At 68.2% G+C, this 16,253-nt stretch carries 18 protein-coding genes; 14 read left to right on the top strand and 4 right to left on the bottom strand.

Annotation, left to right across the window (positions count from 1 at the left end; all coding sequences use genetic code 11):
• Positions 1-616: 616 nt before the first annotated feature.
• Both Actkin_RS16330 and Actkin_RS16325 read right to left on the bottom strand, forming a co-directional pair.
• Positions 617-1,066 carry a hypothetical protein gene (locus tag Actkin_RS16330; protein ID WP_229786823.1) on the bottom strand — a complete coding sequence of 150 codons (450 nt, stop codon included), beginning with the start codon at positions 1,064-1,066 and terminating at the stop codon, positions 617-619.
• Positions 1,067-1,213: 147 nt separating this feature from the next.
• Positions 1,214-2,704, bottom strand: coding sequence for a carboxylesterase/lipase family protein (locus Actkin_RS16325; RefSeq protein ID WP_258903251.1), 1,491 nt, complete (start codon positions 2,702-2,704; stop codon positions 1,214-1,216).
• A gap of 96 nt (positions 2,705-2,800) precedes the next feature.
• Between Actkin_RS16325 and Actkin_RS16320 the strand changes: the two genes are divergently transcribed.
• Together Actkin_RS16320 and Actkin_RS16315 are read left to right on the top strand one after the other, a co-directional pair.
• Positions 2,801-3,400 (top strand): TetR/AcrR family transcriptional regulator, encoded by a 600-nt coding sequence (locus Actkin_RS16320; RefSeq protein WP_258903250.1) that lies wholly within the window; start codon positions 2,801-2,803, stop codon positions 3,398-3,400.
• 294 nt (positions 3,401-3,694) lie between these two features.
• On the top strand, positions 3,695-4,303 hold the full coding sequence (locus tag Actkin_RS16315) for an excalibur calcium-binding domain-containing protein (protein ID WP_258903249.1): 609 nt from the start codon (positions 3,695-3,697) through the stop codon (positions 4,301-4,303).
• A gap of 243 nt (positions 4,304-4,546) precedes the next feature.
• Here Actkin_RS16315 and thpD read toward each other — a convergent pair whose 3' ends face one another.
• Positions 4,547-5,389, bottom strand: a complete 843-nt coding sequence (gene thpD, locus Actkin_RS16310) for an ectoine hydroxylase (RefSeq protein ID WP_258903248.1) — start codon at positions 5,387-5,389, stop codon at positions 4,547-4,549.
• 70 nt (positions 5,390-5,459) lie between these two features.
• Positions 5,460-5,843: an ectoine synthase gene (locus Actkin_RS16305; RefSeq protein WP_258903247.1), complete on the bottom strand. Its 384-nt coding sequence runs from the start codon at positions 5,841-5,843 to the stop codon at positions 5,460-5,462.
• A 181-nt stretch (positions 5,844-6,024) separates the two neighbouring features.
• Between Actkin_RS16305 and Actkin_RS16300 the strand changes: the two genes are divergently transcribed.
• Genes Actkin_RS16300 through Actkin_RS16250 form a run of 12 tightly spaced genes read left to right on the top strand, consistent with a single transcriptional unit; the run spans position 6,025 to position 16,253 of the window.
• Positions 6,025-6,270 carry an acyl carrier protein gene (locus Actkin_RS16300; RefSeq protein WP_258903246.1) on the top strand — a complete coding sequence of 82 codons (246 nt, stop codon included), beginning with the start codon at positions 6,025-6,027 and terminating at the stop codon, positions 6,268-6,270.
• Positions 6,267-7,202, top strand: coding sequence for a hypothetical protein (locus tag Actkin_RS16295; RefSeq protein WP_258903245.1), 936 nt, complete (start codon positions 6,267-6,269; stop codon positions 7,200-7,202). Before Actkin_RS16300 ends, Actkin_RS16295 begins: the two co-directional genes overlap by 4 nt.
• A 38-nt stretch (positions 7,203-7,240) precedes the next feature.
• A complete protein-coding gene (locus Actkin_RS16290) occupies positions 7,241-7,489 on the top strand; it encodes a hypothetical protein (protein ID WP_258903244.1) in 249 nt (82 codons plus the stop codon).
• The gene (locus Actkin_RS16285; protein WP_258903243.1) at positions 7,486-8,970 is read left to right on the top strand and encodes a class I adenylate-forming enzyme family protein; all 1,485 of its coding nucleotides are present in this window, start codon (positions 7,486-7,488) and stop codon (positions 8,968-8,970) included. Before Actkin_RS16290 ends, Actkin_RS16285 begins: the two co-directional genes overlap by 4 nt.
• Positions 8,963-10,201 (top strand): type III PLP-dependent enzyme domain-containing protein, encoded by a 1,239-nt coding sequence (locus Actkin_RS16280; RefSeq protein WP_258903242.1) that lies wholly within the window; start codon positions 8,963-8,965, stop codon positions 10,199-10,201. The genes Actkin_RS16285 and Actkin_RS16280 overlap by 8 nt, the downstream gene beginning before the upstream one ends.
• Before the next feature lies 1 nt (position 10,202).
• Positions 10,203-10,457 carry an acyl carrier protein gene (locus Actkin_RS16275; RefSeq protein ID WP_258903241.1) on the top strand — a complete coding sequence of 85 codons (255 nt, stop codon included), beginning with the start codon at positions 10,203-10,205 and terminating at the stop codon, positions 10,455-10,457.
• The gene (locus Actkin_RS16270; protein WP_258903240.1) at positions 10,454-11,632 is read left to right on the top strand and encodes an acyl-CoA dehydrogenase family protein; all 1,179 of its coding nucleotides are present in this window, start codon (positions 10,454-10,456) and stop codon (positions 11,630-11,632) included. Before Actkin_RS16275 ends, Actkin_RS16270 begins: the two co-directional genes overlap by 4 nt.
• Before the next feature lies 1 nt (position 11,633).
• Positions 11,634-12,701 carry an acyl-CoA dehydrogenase family protein gene (locus Actkin_RS16265; protein WP_258903239.1) on the top strand — a complete coding sequence of 356 codons (1,068 nt, stop codon included), beginning with the start codon at positions 11,634-11,636 and terminating at the stop codon, positions 12,699-12,701.
• Positions 12,689-13,264, top strand: a complete 576-nt coding sequence (locus Actkin_RS32755; RefSeq protein WP_396122726.1) for a 4'-phosphopantetheinyl transferase family protein — start codon at positions 12,689-12,691, stop codon at positions 13,262-13,264. The genes Actkin_RS16265 and Actkin_RS32755 overlap by 13 nt, the downstream gene beginning before the upstream one ends.
• 17 nt (positions 13,265-13,281) lie before the next feature.
• Positions 13,282-14,256 (top strand): hypothetical protein, encoded by a 975-nt coding sequence (locus tag Actkin_RS16260; protein WP_258903238.1) that lies wholly within the window; start codon positions 13,282-13,284, stop codon positions 14,254-14,256.
• On the top strand, positions 14,249-15,757 hold the full coding sequence (locus tag Actkin_RS16255; protein ID WP_258903237.1) for an AMP-binding protein: 1,509 nt from the start codon (positions 14,249-14,251) through the stop codon (positions 15,755-15,757). The genes Actkin_RS16260 and Actkin_RS16255 overlap by 8 nt, the downstream gene beginning before the upstream one ends.
• Positions 15,750-16,253 (top strand): flavin reductase family protein, encoded by a 504-nt coding sequence (locus Actkin_RS16250; protein ID WP_258903236.1) that lies wholly within the window; start codon positions 15,750-15,752, stop codon positions 16,251-16,253. Before Actkin_RS16255 ends, Actkin_RS16250 begins: the two co-directional genes overlap by 8 nt.

The raw sequence follows: 16,253 nt of genomic DNA, 5'->3' as shown, positions 1-16,253 counted from the left end.
CATGGGCGGTGCCTGCCGGGCCTCCTCGGCTGCGGCCCGACGCAGCCCGAACCACCAGTACGGCATCCCCTGCCCACCGGCACGGCAGCCAGACCAGACCCGCCACAGGTCGCGGCGGACGGCTGAGAGGTCAGCACGGTCCGATCGGTTCTGGAGAACCAGCGCTACACCGGGTACGCGGATTCGGCCGCTGGGCCAAGCACGAGATGGTGATGATCCTGATGACGTGTCAGCCGGGCCCCCGTGAAGCGATGCGTCGCCAGTGCGGCGGACCGAGGAGACCCAGCCTGCACCGAGATGTGGCGGAGGCCCGCTGGGCTGCTGTGGGTGCCGCTGTTCACGGCGGGACCGCCGTGCTCGCGATGGGGGTTATTCGTGGTGATGTTCGTGCATACCAATCTCATCAGACGGCGTCCCGCACTCGGCTGTGGGGCACCCAGATCGCCGATCTCGTGGCCACTCGGACCCGGTGGGGTGATGACCCGGGTAGGCACATCGGGCAACCAGACTCCGCCGCACTCTCCGTCCACCTCCCATGATCCGCACCTTCCGCTACCGCATCGCCCCGTCCTGGCCCGCCGCTCGGCCCGGGGCGGGCGCCCCGGGCCGAGGTCACTCAGTGCGCTGTGCGGCAGGTGTTCGGCCCGGCGTCGTCGACGCACACGCGGAACACCAGGCCCTTGATCGGGTACTTCCACTTGATGTAGGAGTTGAACACCGCGTACCCGCCCTTGCAGCCCGACTTGTTGTACCGCGCGGGCAGCCAGGTGGGAGCGGTCATGCTCGTGATGTCCCAGACGCCCGCCTGGATGTAGACCGGGTGCCCGTCGCACTTGTTGTCCTTGACCGACATCTTCACCGGCTTGTAGTACTGGCTGTTGACCCGCGTGAACGTCGCGCTGCCACAGGCCCCGGCGAAGCACGCGTCCACGCGCCCCGTCTTCCCCGCCGCCACGACCCCGTTCGCGGCGGCGACTCCCCCACTCTCCGCCGCCGCCACACCGAAACCGGCGCCCAGCATCGCCACGATCATGGCGATGACGGCAAGAACTCTGCCTCCACGCATGAGCTTCCCTTCCCCCTTGTCGAGGTGGTGAACCACCTCATCAACTGACACCGTCAACTTAGGTGTGCTGCAACGGGGGCCGTGAGGGGCGAACAACCCACAATCCCAATGCGAGCTACGCATATCCGACGAAGGGAAGGGACCACATTACGACAGATCGAAAGGAGCGGGGGAGTGGCCTTCCCAGATCCGGCGGGATGCCTCTTCGGGGTAGGGCAGGGTCTTCGACTCGGTGTCCAGGATGCGGGTCAGGTACCCGCCCGGCCGGTGAGCGGGCCAGCCCGCGTCGCCGGTGGTGATGAAGCGGGCCCAGGTCTCCTGGAGTTCGCGGGAGAGCGCGACGGCCTCGGGAGTGGGCTCCTCGCCGATGAGCTGGGTGCCGACGGGGCTGTCCAGCGTGCCGAACGCCAGGGGCAGGTCGAGGCTGTGGCAGGCGCCCAGGATGCCGCCGAGGGGCGGGGCGACCCAGCACAGTTCGAACAGGTACGAGGTGCCGCCTGCTGCGGCGTTCGCTTCGGCCAGCTTCTGTGACGGCATGCGGAAGAGGGCGTCGGAGTACACCGTCTCCACCAGTTCCTCCGGGCCTGCCTGCGGGAACGCGGCACGGTAGGCACGCGCGCCGTCCGGCTGCGGGGCAAGCAGTTCCAGGGCCGCGTGGGCGTCCTTCTCGGTGAAGGTGCCATACCGTCCACTCACGACGCTGAAGTACCGGAACTCGTCCCGCGCGTGGCCGACGAGCAGTTCGGTCCCGCTCGCTCGCGCGCTGGTCAGCGCGGGCCACGGCGTCTCCGGGAGGACCTCGCCGTCGACGACGGGGCAGAGCGCGGTGCCGGTCTCCGTGAGGCGTCCCCAACTCGCCCGGTGCGCGTGGAGGCCAGCGTTGAAGGAGGTGAGCTCGGCGGCTAGGTGCCATGGGTCGATGTCCCGCAGGGCCTCGGCGGTGGGGGCCGCCGCGCCGACCCGGTCCGCGAACGCGGTGGTGACCTGCCGGGCCAGCGCGGGGGTGCTGCACAGCCCCGGCACCGAATGGGCGATGGCCCGCCGGAACAGGCCGCGCGCGGACTTCATCGTCAGCAGGGCGGCGACCGAGCCCGCTCCGGCGGACACCCCGCCCACGGTGACCTGGCCGGGGTCGCCGCCGAAGGCGGCGATGTTGCGCTGCACCCACTCCAGCGCCGCGATCTGGTCGAGGAATCCGCGGTTGGGCGGCGCGTCGTCGAGAAACGCGAACCCCTCCGCGCCCACGCGGCAGTTGATGGTCACCACGACGACTCCCGCCCCGGTCAGCGCTGCCGGGTCGTACATCGGGTCGCTCGACATCGCCGAGAGGTAGCCGCCCACGGGGATCCACACCAGCACCGGCAGTCCTGCCGCGCCGGGATCCGGAGTCCCGACATTGAGCGTCAGCCAGTCGGTGCCCTGCGGAGACACGTCGATCGGCAGGGACAGCGGCGCCATGGGGCCGAACTCGACCGCCTGCCTCGTCCCCTCCCAGCGGCGCGGCGGCGCGGGCGCGGCGAAGCGGAGCGCTCCGACCGGGGGCCGGGCGTAGGGGATGCCGCGGAACACCGCGTGCCCCTGCCGCTGGAGCCCCTGCACCACGCCTTCCGTGGTCCGTACCTTCGGCTGCTCGGACATGACGGCTCCCTCCCCTTGAGTGGACCCCAGGATTATGGGTCAGATGTATTATGTCAACTGTATTGGAACGATCCCGGGTAAGAGGAGGGGCGGGCGATGCCGAAACAGGTGGATCACCGCGGACGCCGCGAAGCGATCGCCCGCGCACTGTGGCGGGTGGTGGAACAGCGCGGCGTCACCCAGCTGACGATGCGCGTGGTGGCGCAGGAGGCGGGCATGTCACTCGGGCAGCTGCAGCACTACTTCGCCTCCCGGACCGCCATGCTCTCCTTCGCCATGGACTTCGCGTCCGAGCAGACCTCGGTGCGCGTCCAGCAGGGGCTCGAAAAGCTCGGTGACCGTCCGCACCCCCGTGACGTGCTGCGACTGACGCTCGCGGAAATGCTTCCCCTGCACGCCGACGCCCGCGCGACCAGCCGGATGGGCGCCGCCTACGTCCTGGAGGCCCTGCACGACAAGGCCGTGCACGAGCAGGCGCGCCGCGGCCTCACCCAAGGGCGAGCCCTCGTCGAGCAACTGATCCGCCAGGCAATCACCGACGGCCACATCGACTCCGACCGAGACCCAGCGACCGAGACCAACCTGCTCCTCGCCCTCACCGGCTTCACGCCCCTGATCGAACTCGACGTAATTGAGCCCCAGGACGCCCTCGCCGCGATCGACGTACATCTGGACCGGCTGTTCGGGAGTCCGTGACCTGACCAGGTCGCTCTGCTTCTCGATGCGCCATTCCAGATGGGGAACGGGGACTTGCCTGCCGTCCTTCGATGGTCAGGGCGGCGAAGCGAGCGGTGCCCAGTTTCGCGCCCTCCAAGGCGCTGATGGCTGCCCATCACAGCACCACCAGGCCCAAGGTGGCCGCAGCGACCCCGGCCCTTTCTCTCTTTCTCGGTTCTCATCGGCACATGAGATGGAAACCCTCGGAGGGGTAACACCATGTGCTGAAGGCGCGATCCGCTCATGGACTCTTCAACTGGTGAAGGAGGCGCTGTGGACCTGCGGACGTGGTGGCGCAACCGGAAGCGCAGGTGGCCGTGGATCGCCCTCGCCGTGCTGTTGGCGCTGTCCGTGCTGGGCGCGATCGTCGACGACCGGTCCCCGAACCCTGCCGTGTCCGCGCCGACGACCACCGCGACGGCGGTGTTGCCTCCCGGGCTCGTGGGCATGACAGCCGACCAAGCCCAAGACACCCTGACCGCCGCAGGCTTCGACGTCGAAATTGAGTCGGTGGACGGGCGCAACGTCATCGTGAAGTCGAACTGGACGGTGATCGCCGTCGTCGAGGGCGACCCGATCGTCCTGCGAGTGGACAAGATCCAGCACACCACCACGAACCAGCCCACGCCGACCACCACGGACCCTGTTCCCTCTCCGTCCCCCTCTCCGGAACCTTCGCCCGAACCAAAGCCCAAGCCGCAGCCCGAGCCACAGCCCGAGCCGGAACCCGTGCCCGAGCCCGAACCTGAGCCGGACCCGGGTGTCTACTACGCCAACTGCGCGGCCGCCAGAGCCGCGGGCGCCGCGCCCCTGTACGCGGGGCAGCCCGGCTACCGGCCCGCACTCGACCGCGACAAAGACGGCATCGCCTGCGACAGCTAACCCGATCCCTCCGGGTTTCGGAGAAAAAGCTACGGCGCTGGGGGTCGGCGTCGACGCATCCCAGGCTGGGGATGCCGTGCACGGTCAAGGCGATGTCGCACGGCAGCACCTTCTGGACGAGGTGGTGCGGGATGCTGGAGAACACGACCAGTTCGTCGGGCCTGGCGTCTTCGCCACACGCCCTAGGCGACGTGCTTCGAGGCAGCCACCCGTCAGTAGCTGCCTCGAGCGCTCCGCCGATGCTCAGCGGATTGGGCTGAAGTCGTGGCTCGCGAGATGGGATGGGCGGCGGTTGAGGGCGGCGTAGGGCTCCTTCAAGGTGTTCTCGATGCTGTTGAAGACGACGAATATGTTTGAACGCGGGTGCGGCGTGATGTTGCCGTTGGAGCCATGGAGGATGTTGCAGTCGAACATCACCGCCGACCCGGCTCGTCCGGTGATCTGGCGGATGCCGTGGGTGTTGGCCAGATCGGTGAGGCTCTCACGGTCGGCCGAGCCGATGGGAAGACGGTGCACTCGCAGGGAGGTCTCGTGGTAGTTGGGCGGCGTCTCGCCGACGCACGAGACGAAGGTGTTGTGGGAGCCCGGAATGACCATCAGCGGTCCGTTGTGGGGATGGTTCTCGGTCAGCGCGATCGACATGCTGAACGCCCTGGGAACCGGCATGCCGTCCTCGGCATGCCAGGTCTCGAAGTCGGAGTGCCAGTCGAACTCCGCGCCGCCGAAGGCGGGCTTGAAGTTCACCCGGCTCTGGTGGATGTAGACGTCGGAGCCGAGCACTTGGCGTGCGATGCTCACCAGACGGCGGGAGCGGAGCAGCTCCCCGAACACCGGACTGATCAGGTGGGCCTCGAACACCGAGCGGATGTCCTCGGAGTCCGGTTCGAGGACGACGCGGTCGTCGGAGCGGACGTCCTCGTCGGTGTTCAGCCTGCGCAGCTCCTCCCGGTACCGGTTGACCTCTTCGTCGCTGAGGAGGTCCTTCAGCACCAGGTAGCCGTCGCGGTCGTAGGCCGCGAGGTCGGCTTCGGCGATCGGTCCCGGCGTCGAGCCCCAGACGGTGGGGTGGCTCCGCGGAATGCGCATCGAGGTCCCCGGGTGCCGTGTCACGTATGGGTCGGCTGTGGTGGTCATGGTCTCCCTGTCCCGTTGATCCCTACTCCGGCGCGGGGTACGCGCCGTTCTCGTCGTGCACTTCCTGTCCGGTGCATGCCGGGTTGAACACGCAGACCGTGCGCATCGCAGTCTTGGCGCGCAAGGTGTGCCTATCGTGGTCGTTCAGCAGGTAGAGGCTCCCCGGTTCGAGTCGGTGGACGTGTCCCGTCGACTCGTCCACCAGTTCGCCCTCGCCCTCGATGCAGTACACGGCCTCGATGTGACTCGTGTAGTGCAACGTGTACTGCGCACCTGCTCGAACAAGCGTGTCGTGTAGCGAGAACCCCGCTCCGTCCTCGGCGAGCACCAGGCGCCTGCTGCGCCACTGCCCGGCGTCCACATCTCGTTCGCTGGACGCGATCTCCTTGAGTGATGTGACGATCATGGTCCGCCTTGTTCGCTCGATGAACTGATTCGACGCTAACCATGGCCCAGCGACCGCGCGGTGCGGCTGCCCTTTCCTGTCACTTCCGCAAGTGGCAACAACTTACCTTCGTCGGACGGCGTGACAGGACCGCTGCGCAGACTGGAGGCGGTAACCGATTTCGAGTGTTGGGGATCAACGCATGAACGACGAAGACACCGCGGCGCGTGTGCTCTCGGCGGTTCGGGCGACGACCGAGGCGGGTGAGGTCCGCTGCGACATGAGCTTCGAGTACGACCTGCGGATGGATTCCGCGGCCTTGATCGGTCTGCTCGACGCCGTGGAGACGGAGTTGGGCGTTGTCGTGGCCGACGAGTGGCTTTCCCGAATGTACCGGGTGCGTGACCTCGTCGATGCCGTGTGCGAAGCGCGGCTGGCGGCGAAATGACAGACATCGCGCAAGTCGAGACTTTGCCGGACAAGCTGACGTCAGCCCTCGACACCGTCGATCCGACAGCCCTCGACTGCCTGCAGTCCAGCGTAGCGGTCGTGGCGGACTGGTATCACGGTCCCGGCACCTTCTCCCGCATGGGAGCGCACCTCCGATTCCGCCCCCGACCGACCGACGATGCTCTGTGGACGATCGAAGCAGAGACCGAGCCGCATCTGTCTGCCGCAGTCGACGCGGTCGGAATTCGCTTCACCGACACGATTCGAGGTGCAGATGAGGCGCGCTCCGCAGCACGCACATCGCTTCTCCTCTGCGTGGCAGACGCCTACGAACTCCCTTGGCTTCCCTACTTCCGGCGTGAGCATATGGACCACAGTTTTCTTCTGACCAGCGGAGATGACGCGAGCGCGCTCATGATCGACGTCTACCGCAACGACACGGTCCACGGCCCGGCCGAGCCGACGGCTCGCCGAACGGGGTGGAAAGACCTCGAGCCGATCATGCACAGCCCTCGAACGCGGACCACCGCGGTGGTCCCGGGAACGCTGCCTGAGCTCCAACCGCGCATGGTGCTGCGAGACAACGCCCAGCATCTCAACGATCCTCACGTTCCGGTCGTGCTCGACCGCTACATCGAGGCCTACCGAACCCATCCCGACCAGGTCCTCGCGCTGCGGCGCATGACGCTCGAAACGTGGCTGTTGGCCAGAAGCAGGCAGCTGCACGCGCTGTGGCTCCAACGAGCTGTGGGCTTTCGGGCGGCGCGGCCCGCCGCGGACCACGCCAAGCGCTGCTCGGATGTCTCGGCCAGGGCGTTCTTCGCGCTGCGGCGCGTCCAGGCCGGTCGGAAGGCTTCTGATGTGCACCACCTCCTGCACGAGCTGTTGGCCGACGAGGCCGCGCTCGCGCGTGATCTCGACCTCCGCTGACTCCTCAAGCCGAACAGGAAGGCCCGATGATTGACCTAGTGCGTGATCGTGTCCTGAATGCCGCGGCGGATGTGCTCACCGTCGAACGGGCCGCGCTGGAGGGCTTGCCCGGATTGGACACGCTGCCGACCTACAGCTCCTTCAAGGTCATGGAGATCGTCGACCGCGTCGAGCGTGAACTCGATGTCGAGTTGGATCCGGATGACCTCGTGCCCGCCAACCTGCTCCGGCTCGACGCTCTGTGTCGGACCTTCCGACGAGCGCAGAAGAGGGAGATCGCACGATGAGCCAAGCGATGTGTCTCGTCCACGAGTGCATCGGCGCGGCGCCGGATGACGCCGACGCGGTCTCGGCTCGCGGCCGAACTCTGACCTATAGGCAGCTTCGGGCGATGAGTGCCGGGATGGCGGCGGCGTTGCGAGAGCGCGGATTGACCAAAGGCGACCGGATCCTGATCACAGCGCGTGACGACGTGCGCTTGGTGTCGCTGCTGTTCGCAGCCGCGCGTCTGGGTGTGGTGTTCTCGGTCGTCAACCGGCAAGTGCCGGTGCACGTGCTGGAGCACATCGTCGACGACTGCGACCCAGCGCTGGTGGTGACGGACGATGCCACAGTCACGGCGACTGTCGAGCGACTGGGAGTCGCGACTGCGGCATGGGACGCGATACCCCTGGCGGCCGAAGCCCCGGACGCTCCCTGCCCGATCCCCGCCGACCCGGCTTGCCTGATCTACACCTCTGGAACGACGGCCATGCCGAAGGCGGTCGTGTCGACGCATGCGCAGATGATGTTCGCCGCGACGGCGATCCAGTCGCGGCTCAACTACCGCCCAGACGATGTTGTCTACTGCGCGTTGCCACTCTCGTTCGACTACGGGCTCTACCAGATCTTCCTCAGCGCGATGACGGGTGCGCACTTGGTGCTGGCTCCGGGACCGGACGAGGGGCCACGCTGGCTCCTGGAACTCGTCCGCCGACGGGTCACAGTCCTGCCCGCGGTCCCGCCGCTGGCCTCGGCGCTGCTGAGCCTGCTGGACCGGACCAGTGGGCGGCCGGCGTTGCGACTCATCACGAACACCGGATCCGCCATGTCCCGTGACGTCCTCGCCGGTCTGCGCGGGCATCTGCCTGATCTGCGGGTGCAGCTGATGTTCGGGCTCACCGAGTGCAAGCGGATCGCGATCATGGACCCGGACGAGGACCTGGACCGGCCCGACGCGGTTGGGCGGCCGCTACCCGGCACGGAGGTCTTCACCGTCGACGAGCAAGGGAACCGGCTTCCCAGCGGTGAATCCGGTGAGATCACCGTCCGCGGCGGGAATGTGATGTCAGGGTACTGGCGGCGGCCGGAACTGACCCGCCAACGGTTCGTACTGCGGGACGGACTGTTCCCCGAACTGCGGACCGGTGACTACGGTTGGATCGACCACGACGGATACCTGCATTTCTCCGGACGCCGGGACGACATCTACAAACAGGGCGCGTTCCGGGTGAGCGCCGTCGAAGTCGAGAGCGCGGCCCGCAGGGTTCCGGGAGTCGACGCCGCGTCCGTGCTCGTGCCCGACGGTGACCGGACCGAGGCTGTCCTGGTCGTGGTCTCCGACAAGGCGCCGAGCGAGGTGCTGTGGGCCATGCGGGGCGAAGTCGAGGAGTACAAGATGCCCAGGCTGTGCCAAGTGGTGTCGCGGCTGCCCTCGAACGCGAACGGCAAGACCGACAAGCGGGCGCTGGCCGCGCAGGTGGCAGACTTGGTGGTCGACGGTGTCTGAGGACTTCGACCCCGCCCGCTGGCCCACTCCGCTCTACGCCTACGACCTGGCGGCGGCTCGGGACGCCGCGGACCGGCTGCGCTCTTACCTGCCGAGCCCGAGTTCGCTGTACTACTCCCTCAAAGCCAATCCCCACCCCGACTTGGTCCGTGCTCTCCACCAGCGGGGTTGTAGCGCGGAGGTCAGCTCGACGGGTGAGTTGTCGGCGGCGCGCGCGGCCGGTGTCAGCGGCGCGGAGATCCTCTACACCGGTCCTGGGAAGACGTCCGGCGAGATCGACGCGGCGCTGGTCGAGGGAGTGCGACTGTTCTCCGTCGACTCACCCGCGAGTCTGGATCTGCTGGACGCCAGGGCGCGAACCCAGGGAACACGGGCGCGTTACCTGATCCGCGTCAACCCCAGCGAGGCAGTCTCATCGGCCGGATTGCGCATGACGGGAACAACGTCGCAGTTCGGCGCGGACAGCTCGGCCGTGGCGTCGTCCCCTGAGCGGTTCGTGGGCTACCAGAACCTGGACCTGCACGGTCTGCACCTGTATCTGGCCACGAACCTCCTCGACGAGGCGGAGCTGGTGGCTCAGTTCCGCTTGGCGGTGCGCACTGCGGCCCTGCTCCGGGCCAAGCTGGGCGTGCCGTTCCACATGATTGATCTCGGCGGCGGCTTCGGCGCCCCGTACGCCAAGTCCGGCACGCTGCCGTCGTTTCCCGGTCTCGCGGCGCGGCTGACCGGCCTGCTGGACGAGTCTTTCCCCCGGTGGCGCGACCAGAGCCCGATGGTCGCCTTCGAGTCCGGGCGGTATCTGGCATCGACGTCGGGTCGGCTGTTCACCAGGGTGCTCGACGCCAAGACGTCCCATGGCCGCCGCGTGGTCGTCATCGACTCGGGAATCCATCACCTCGGTGGCATGTCGGGGCTCCGGCGAGTACCGCCGATCCAGGTGGACTTGGCTCCGTCGGGCGGGGTGGTCCGGGGTTCGCGATCGCAGGCGATGGTGTGCGGCCCGCTTTGCACGCCTTTGGATACCTGGTCGAGGCAGGCGCAGCTCGCGCCGGTGACGCCGGGTGACCTGCTCGTCGTTCCCAATGTGGGCGCCTACGGGCTCTCGGCGAGCTTGGCTCTGTTCCTGGGCCATCCGATGCCCGCTGAAGTGGCCGTGGACGGTCCATCGGTGGTGAGCGCGTCCCAGCTCACCGTGCGACGCGCTCCCATCGGCACACCTTCTGGAGGATGACGTGGAAACCCAGTTCATCGAGACACTTCGCCCCTACCTGCGGGGATTGGCCGATGGCGAGCCGATCGAACCGGAGCACCGGCTCCACGACCTCGGCCTGGACTCGATGCAGGCCATCGAACTGCTCTTCGCCCTGGAGGACGGCTACGACATCGCCCTGACCGAGGACGAGCTCACCGAAGGAACCTTCGAGACGGCAGGCAGTCTCTGGCTTGTCGTCGCTGGGGCGCGGGGGCGAGGGGCGGTGACCCGATGAGCGCGTCCGTCGCGTCGCCTCAGCGAGTGGCGGGCGGCGTCGATATCGGCACGGTCCTCGAGGTCGTCCGCGGCCACATGGGCGAGACCGACGAGGCGGCCCGGTTTCCCATCGAAGCGCTTCGGGCCATGCGGGAGTCGGGATTGTTGGGAATGCTGGTTCCGGCCGAGTACGGCGGAGCGGGCCTCGGCATCCCGGACATGCTCGATGTCACCTCGTCGATCGCTCGGGAGTGCATGTCCGCGGCGATGGTGTTCGCCATGCACCAGCAACAGGTCTTCACCCTGTGCCGATTCGCGCGGCCACACACCCGGGCAGCGCTGCTGCCGCGCGTCGCTCGCGGTGAACTCTACCTCGCCTCGGTCACCACCGAGGCGGGCACCGGTGGACGGCTGCTCTCGGCGCAGGCCGCGTTGAGCGCTCGCGACGAGCGCCTCGCGATCGACCGGTTCGCTCCGATCGTCACCGGCGGTGCACATGCCGATGGGTTCCTCATCACGATGCGGGCGCCTGGTGCGCGCACCGACAACGAGGTGTCGCTCGTCTACGCCGACCGGGCCGATTTGGCGACCGCGCCATCGGGGGCGTGGAATCCGATGGGCATGCGGGCCACCGACAGCAGGCCCATGCGTCTCACCGGCAGCGTTCCCGAGAGCAACGTGATCGGTGGCCACGGGCGCTTCCGGCACATCACCGTGACGACGTTCGGCCCGTTGGCCCACCTGGGCTGGTCGGCCTCGTGGCTGGGGACTGCGGCGGGGGCTCTCGAACGCGTCGTGCGATTCCTGCGTTCCCCTGAAGAGCGAGCACGGCGCAAACTGGACTCCGAACTGTTGCTCGGCAGGTTGTCCGCGGCCCGCCAGGCGATCGACACCGTCAACGCCCTGCTACAACACGCGACCCAGGTGTTCCTCAGTGGGCGTGACCTGTCCACGCCGTCCTGCCAGTTGCTTTTCAACGCGCTCAAACTGACCGCGTCCGAGCGGTGCCTCGCCGCCGTTGACGAGCTGATCGAACTGCTCGGACTTCGTCACGGATACCTGCGGGACTCGCCACTGCGCTTGGAGCGGGCGTGGCGGGATCTGCGGTCGGCGTCGCTGAACTACGCCAACGACCGACTCCGCATGGCGGACGGCACGCTGACGCTGATGGACAGCGAGGTTCACCTTGCTTGACATGGAGACCGGCGTGAACAGCGCGCACGCGGCGCCCCTGTGGCGAGAGCTCGGCGAATCCGGCGAGCTGAGGAGACTCTACACCGGCGATGTCGACAAACGGTTCGGCCTGGACACAGCAGCGCTGAGCCGACTTCTGACGACCCTGGACGAGCGTCATCCGCTTGCCGTGGTGCTGAGCGTCTGCGTGCAGGTGGCCACCGCGCTGCCGATCGTCATGAACAGCAGTTCCCGCGCCGCGGCGGGCGTCGCGCGTGCGGCGTTGGACGGGCGCTCCACCGTTGCCCTCGCCGTCACCGACGCCGAGTTGCCCGGCTCCGACCTGACCGCACTGGCCACCACGGCGAAGATCGGTCCGGACAGCGTGACCGTGACCGGGGCGAAGGACTGGATCGTCAACGCCACGGTCGCCGACCACGCGGTCGTCCTGGCTCGTCACCGACCAGGCCCACACCCCACGAGTTTCGTTCTCGTACTCGTCCCCATGCGGTCTCGTGGAGTCGCAGTGACCGCGCAGAGAAGCGCCATGTACCTTCCGGCCGCTGTCGGACGGATCCGCTTCGACGACGTGGTCGTCGACCGCGATCATCTGCTCGTCCCACCCGGGCGAGGCATGGTCGAATTCTCCCGGCGAATGGCGACAGAGCGGCTTGCGGGTGCGTTCTGGTCGACGGCGCTGCTCCGGCGCCAGCTCGCCCTGGTGCGGCGGCAGCTCGGCGCGAACGGGGTGTGGCGCCACAGCGCGGTGCGGATTCGCTTCGCCGAGGCGCTCATGCACTTCAGGCAGCTCGCCGCGCTGTGCGATCGGCTGTGCCGCGCCAGGGAGCGAGCGGAGAGCACCGACGCGGAGGCCGCGCTGGTGAAGGCGGCGGCGGGCCTTGCCGTCGACCGGGTCCTCGGCATCTGTGCCGACCTCGCCGGCCGCGACGGCTTCCTCGACGAGGGCATCCAGCAGGTGCGGGCCCAGGCCGCGATGTTCGGCACCGCGGGCGGAGCCACCCACACCATGTTGGGTCTGGTCGCATCCGGCGCCGATCGACTCCTTGAAGACGCGCTATGGGCGTCGTAGTGCTGATTCCGGGCCCACGGGCGTGGGTGGCGATGGCCCCGGTCCGACCGGCGGCACGCGGGCGTCCCGACCACGTGCGGGCGGAGCGGCACGCTTCTCGGGCGCTACTGGGTGTCCTGCTGGACGCCGTCGGCGCGGGCGCGCAGCGCCTGTCACGGCTGGACAGCGGTAGACCGGTGCTGCCTGACCGACCCGACCTGGCCGTCAGTTTGTCGCACTCAGGCGGCACCGTGGCCGCGGCGGTCGCCCGCGGCCGCTCGATCGGTGTGGATGTGCAGATACCACTGGACCCCTCACCCGGCCTGCTGGCCCGATGCTGCGGGACCGCGGCGGCCCGCCGCCTGTCGGACGCACCTCGGCCGGTACGAGCGCGTGCGTTCGCCCGGGTGTGGTCGGTGCAGGAGGCATGCGTCAAGGCCACCGGCGAGGGACTCGCGGGGGCGCCGTGGCGGATACCGGTGGGGATCGACGAGTGCGGCGGTGACTGGCGGGGCCACCGTTGGCACGTGATACCTGGCTTCACCTGCGCCGCAGCGGTGTGCATAGGTCCCGAACCAGGTTGAGATCTGTGGAGGAGTCAATGGACAACCCGAACGCCTTGCTGAGTTGCTACACGGCCAACCTCGTGGCCTACCTCGAACGGTGCTTCCCGCACGCGGCGAACCAGGTCGCGCGGTCTGTGCGGCTGGCGGTCCGCAGGTCGCCTCGGTGGCCTCTCGCGTTCTCCCACCACGACCACCCGCTGAACCAGCTTCCCGACGGGACGCGGCTGACCTACCGCTGGGCGACCAGCTTCGCCACCGCCCGTGGCGAAGTGGAATCGGAACTGGAGAAGCACGGGCAGGTCCTGCTCGTCGCCCGAAGCGACCGCCTGCCGTGGTCGGCGCAATCCGCCGCCGCGCCGCACTTCGTCCTCCTGACAGGCCGGGATCGGGACGGCTGGCGGCTCGCCGACAACTTCACCGGACTGTTCCCCGACGGAGTCGTGCAATCGGAGTTCGCCGGAACCGTTTCGGATCGCGATCTCAAAGACATGCTGGCGCCCATCGCGTCCCTGCGGGGCGAGCACCGGTTGCGCAACCGGTACGCCTTCGGGCACGCCTCAGTCGTTCCGCCAGACGGAACCTTCCAGTGGGTGGTCCGGACAGGTGGTGATCCAGCGCGAACCGACAGGATCTCCGCGTCGGACTGGTGCCTCGACACGGCGGACAGCCTGTCGTACCTCGCTGGCCTGGTTGCCGATTCCCGGCACTTTCTGCGCAATCCGTCCTTCACCGAGGATCTGTGGGCGGCGGCACGACACCACCTGCTCCGCAACGAGTACCTGGTTGCCGAGGCCGCGGGAAACGCCTTGGTAGGCGCCGTTGTCGCAGAAGCGGGTGAGCAGTGGCGCACCCTTCCTCAGATCCTGCACATCGGGGTGGCCTCCGCCGTCCGGGGCAGGCCGCGGCCCGCACTGGTGCCCGACGCCCTGACCAGGCTCGCCCGCACGGAGCAGAATCTCGCCGCGGTACTGTCGCGGCCCGCCTTCGCTGGGGTTGGTTCGAGTGTCTGATACCTTGCACTCGATCTTCACGGCCAGCGCGCGGCGCTTTCCCGAGCGCCCCGCCGTCGACGTGGGGGGCGCGCGGCTGTCCTACCGGGAGCTGGACGAACTGTCCGCGCGAGTCGCCACGGCGATCCTCGATCGCAGGGGGTTCTGTTCACTTCGTCGGGTTGGCCTGGTCGCCCACCGCACACTGATGACCTATGCCGCATACCTGGCTGTACAACGAATCGGCGCGACCGTTGTCCCGCTCAATCCGAGTTCTCCAGCCGACCGGAACGCGCGGATAGCCGCGCTGGCAGGGTTGGACCTCGTGCTGGTGGAAGCCGACGACGCCACTCCCTTCTACTCAGTGCCGATACTCGTGCTTGATCGGAATCAGTTGCCTGCCCGCCGGTGCCCAGCGGCGACCGCGTCCGGGGAGCCATTCGCGTACATCTTGTTCACCTCGGGCTCCACTGGAGCGCCGAAAGGCGTGCCGATCAGTCAACGCAACATCGCCGCCTATCTGCGGTCCATGATCGCGCGGTACGCGCCGGGTCCGGGGCATGTGTTCTCGCAGGCCTTCGAGCTCACCTTCGACCCGTCGCTGTTCGACCTGTTCGTCGCCTGGGGCTCGGGAGCGTCAGTGGCCGTGCTCGACCGGCACGATCTGCTCGACCCGGTGTCGTTCGTCAACCGGAAAGGGGTGACCCACTGGTTCTCGGTGCCGTCGGTGATCTCACTCGCGGAGCGCTTCCGCCGCCTGCGGCCGAACAGCATGCCGTCGCTCGTGTCGAGCGCTTTCGCCGGTGAGCGGCTGACCTACGGGCAGGCGGCCGCCTGGGCGAGAGCCGCGTCCAACAGCTCCATCGACAACCTTTACGGACCTACCGAACTCACCGTGACCTGCACGGGTTATCGCCTGCCGACCGATCGACGGGACTGGCCGGTGACACCCAACGGGAGCGTGCCGATCGGGCGGCCCCACCCAGGGCTCGAAGAGTCGGTGCGCGGCGCCGAAGGCGAGCTGCTGGTGCGCGGGGTACAGCGGTTCAGCGGTTACCTCGACCCGGAGGACAACAGGAACCGTTTCCTCACTGGCTCGGGCGAACCTCTGGTGCGGACCGATGTGTCGGAGCATGACTGGTATCGGACGGGCGACCGCGTGTGTTGGGTCGATGGGAACCTGGTGCACCTGGGCAGGCTCGACGACCAGGTGCAGATTCGCGGATACCGGGTGGAGACCGGAGAAGTCGAGGCCGCGATCCGCGCGGTAGACGGCGTTCACGACGCTGTGGTCATCGCTGTCCCGGGTGAGCCGGACGTGGAACTCGTCGCCGCCTACATCGGTGAGCCCGTCGATCCCGCCGTCGTCATGACCCACCTTGCTGCCAGGCTGCCCGGCTACATGATGCCCCGGAGCGTCACGCCCATGGCCGAGTTCCCCCTCAACCGCAACGGAAAGGTCGATCGAGGTGTTCTCCGAGCCGCCATCGCGGCACCGGGAAGGAATCACAGCCATGACTGACGTCTCCCCGAGGCTGGAGAGCCAGGACGAGGCGAGGGCGTTCCGCGAGGCGATGGCCCGCGTGCCCACGCTCGTCTCGGTTGTCACAACCGACGGTAGGGAGGGGCCGGTCGGGTGCACGGCCAACGCCGTGATGTCACTGTCGACCCGCCCGCCGTCACTCGTGGTGTCGTTGGCCTGCGACGGGAGTACCGCGACCGCGGCGATCGAGGCGGGGCGGTTCGCGGTGAACGTGCTCGGGTGGAACCAACGCCTGCTGATCGACCGATTCGCTCGCGGACCGCACAGCAGCCGGTTCGCGGGGGTGCGCCTGCGCCGTAGCCATGGGGTCTCGGTGCTCGACCGCTCGGCGGTGACGATCACCTGCGACCTCGACCGATCCGTCCCGCTGCTCGACCACCTCCTGCTCGTCGGCACGGTGACTTCCACGATCGGGGAGGAGAGCGCCGAGAGCTTGGTCTTCTGCCATCGCAAGCCCTACCAGCTCGCTGAGTAA

This window comes from Actinokineospora sp. UTMC 2448 (assembly GCF_024760565.1).
Classification (GTDB): Bacteria; Actinomycetota; Actinomycetes; order Mycobacteriales; family Pseudonocardiaceae; genus Actinokineospora; species Actinokineospora fastidiosa.
Note: the sequence above shows the minus strand (reverse complement) of the source record. Positions and strands in the feature narration are given on the sequence as shown.

Excerpts from the sequence above, each read along its gene's own strand:
- Actkin_RS16330 (WP_229786823.1), bottom strand. The coding sequence starts at position 1,066 with ATGCGTGGAGGCAGAGTTCTTGCCGTCATCGCCATGATCGTGGCGATG.
- Actkin_RS16325 (WP_258903251.1), bottom strand. The coding sequence starts at position 2,704 with ATGTCCGAGCAGCCGAAGGTACGGACCACGGAAGGCGTGGTGCAGGGG.
- Actkin_RS16320 (WP_258903250.1), top strand. The coding sequence starts at position 2,801 with ATGCCGAAACAGGTGGATCACCGCGGACGCCGCGAAGCGATCGCCCGC.
- thpD (WP_258903248.1), bottom strand. The coding sequence starts at position 5,389 with ATGCGCATTCCGCGGAGCCACCCCACCGTCTGGGGCTCGACGCCGGGA.
- Actkin_RS16305 (WP_258903247.1), bottom strand. The coding sequence starts at position 5,843 with ATGATCGTCACATCACTCAAGGAGATCGCGTCCAGCGAACGAGATGTG.
- Actkin_RS16300 (WP_258903246.1), top strand. The coding sequence starts at position 6,025 with ATGAACGACGAAGACACCGCGGCGCGTGTGCTCTCGGCGGTTCGGGCG.
- Actkin_RS16295 (WP_258903245.1), top strand. The coding sequence starts at position 6,267 with ATGACAGACATCGCGCAAGTCGAGACTTTGCCGGACAAGCTGACGTCA.
- Actkin_RS16285 (WP_258903243.1), top strand. The coding sequence starts at position 7,486 with ATGAGCCAAGCGATGTGTCTCGTCCACGAGTGCATCGGCGCGGCGCCG.
- Actkin_RS16270 (WP_258903240.1), top strand. The coding sequence starts at position 10,454 with ATGAGCGCGTCCGTCGCGTCGCCTCAGCGAGTGGCGGGCGGCGTCGAT.
- Actkin_RS16265 (WP_258903239.1), top strand. The coding sequence starts at position 11,634 with ATGGAGACCGGCGTGAACAGCGCGCACGCGGCGCCCCTGTGGCGAGAG.
- Actkin_RS32755 (WP_396122726.1), top strand. The coding sequence starts at position 12,689 with ATGGGCGTCGTAGTGCTGATTCCGGGCCCACGGGCGTGGGTGGCGATG.
- Actkin_RS16260 (WP_258903238.1), top strand. The coding sequence starts at position 13,282 with ATGGACAACCCGAACGCCTTGCTGAGTTGCTACACGGCCAACCTCGTG.
- Actkin_RS16250 (WP_258903236.1), top strand. The coding sequence starts at position 15,750 with ATGACTGACGTCTCCCCGAGGCTGGAGAGCCAGGACGAGGCGAGGGCG.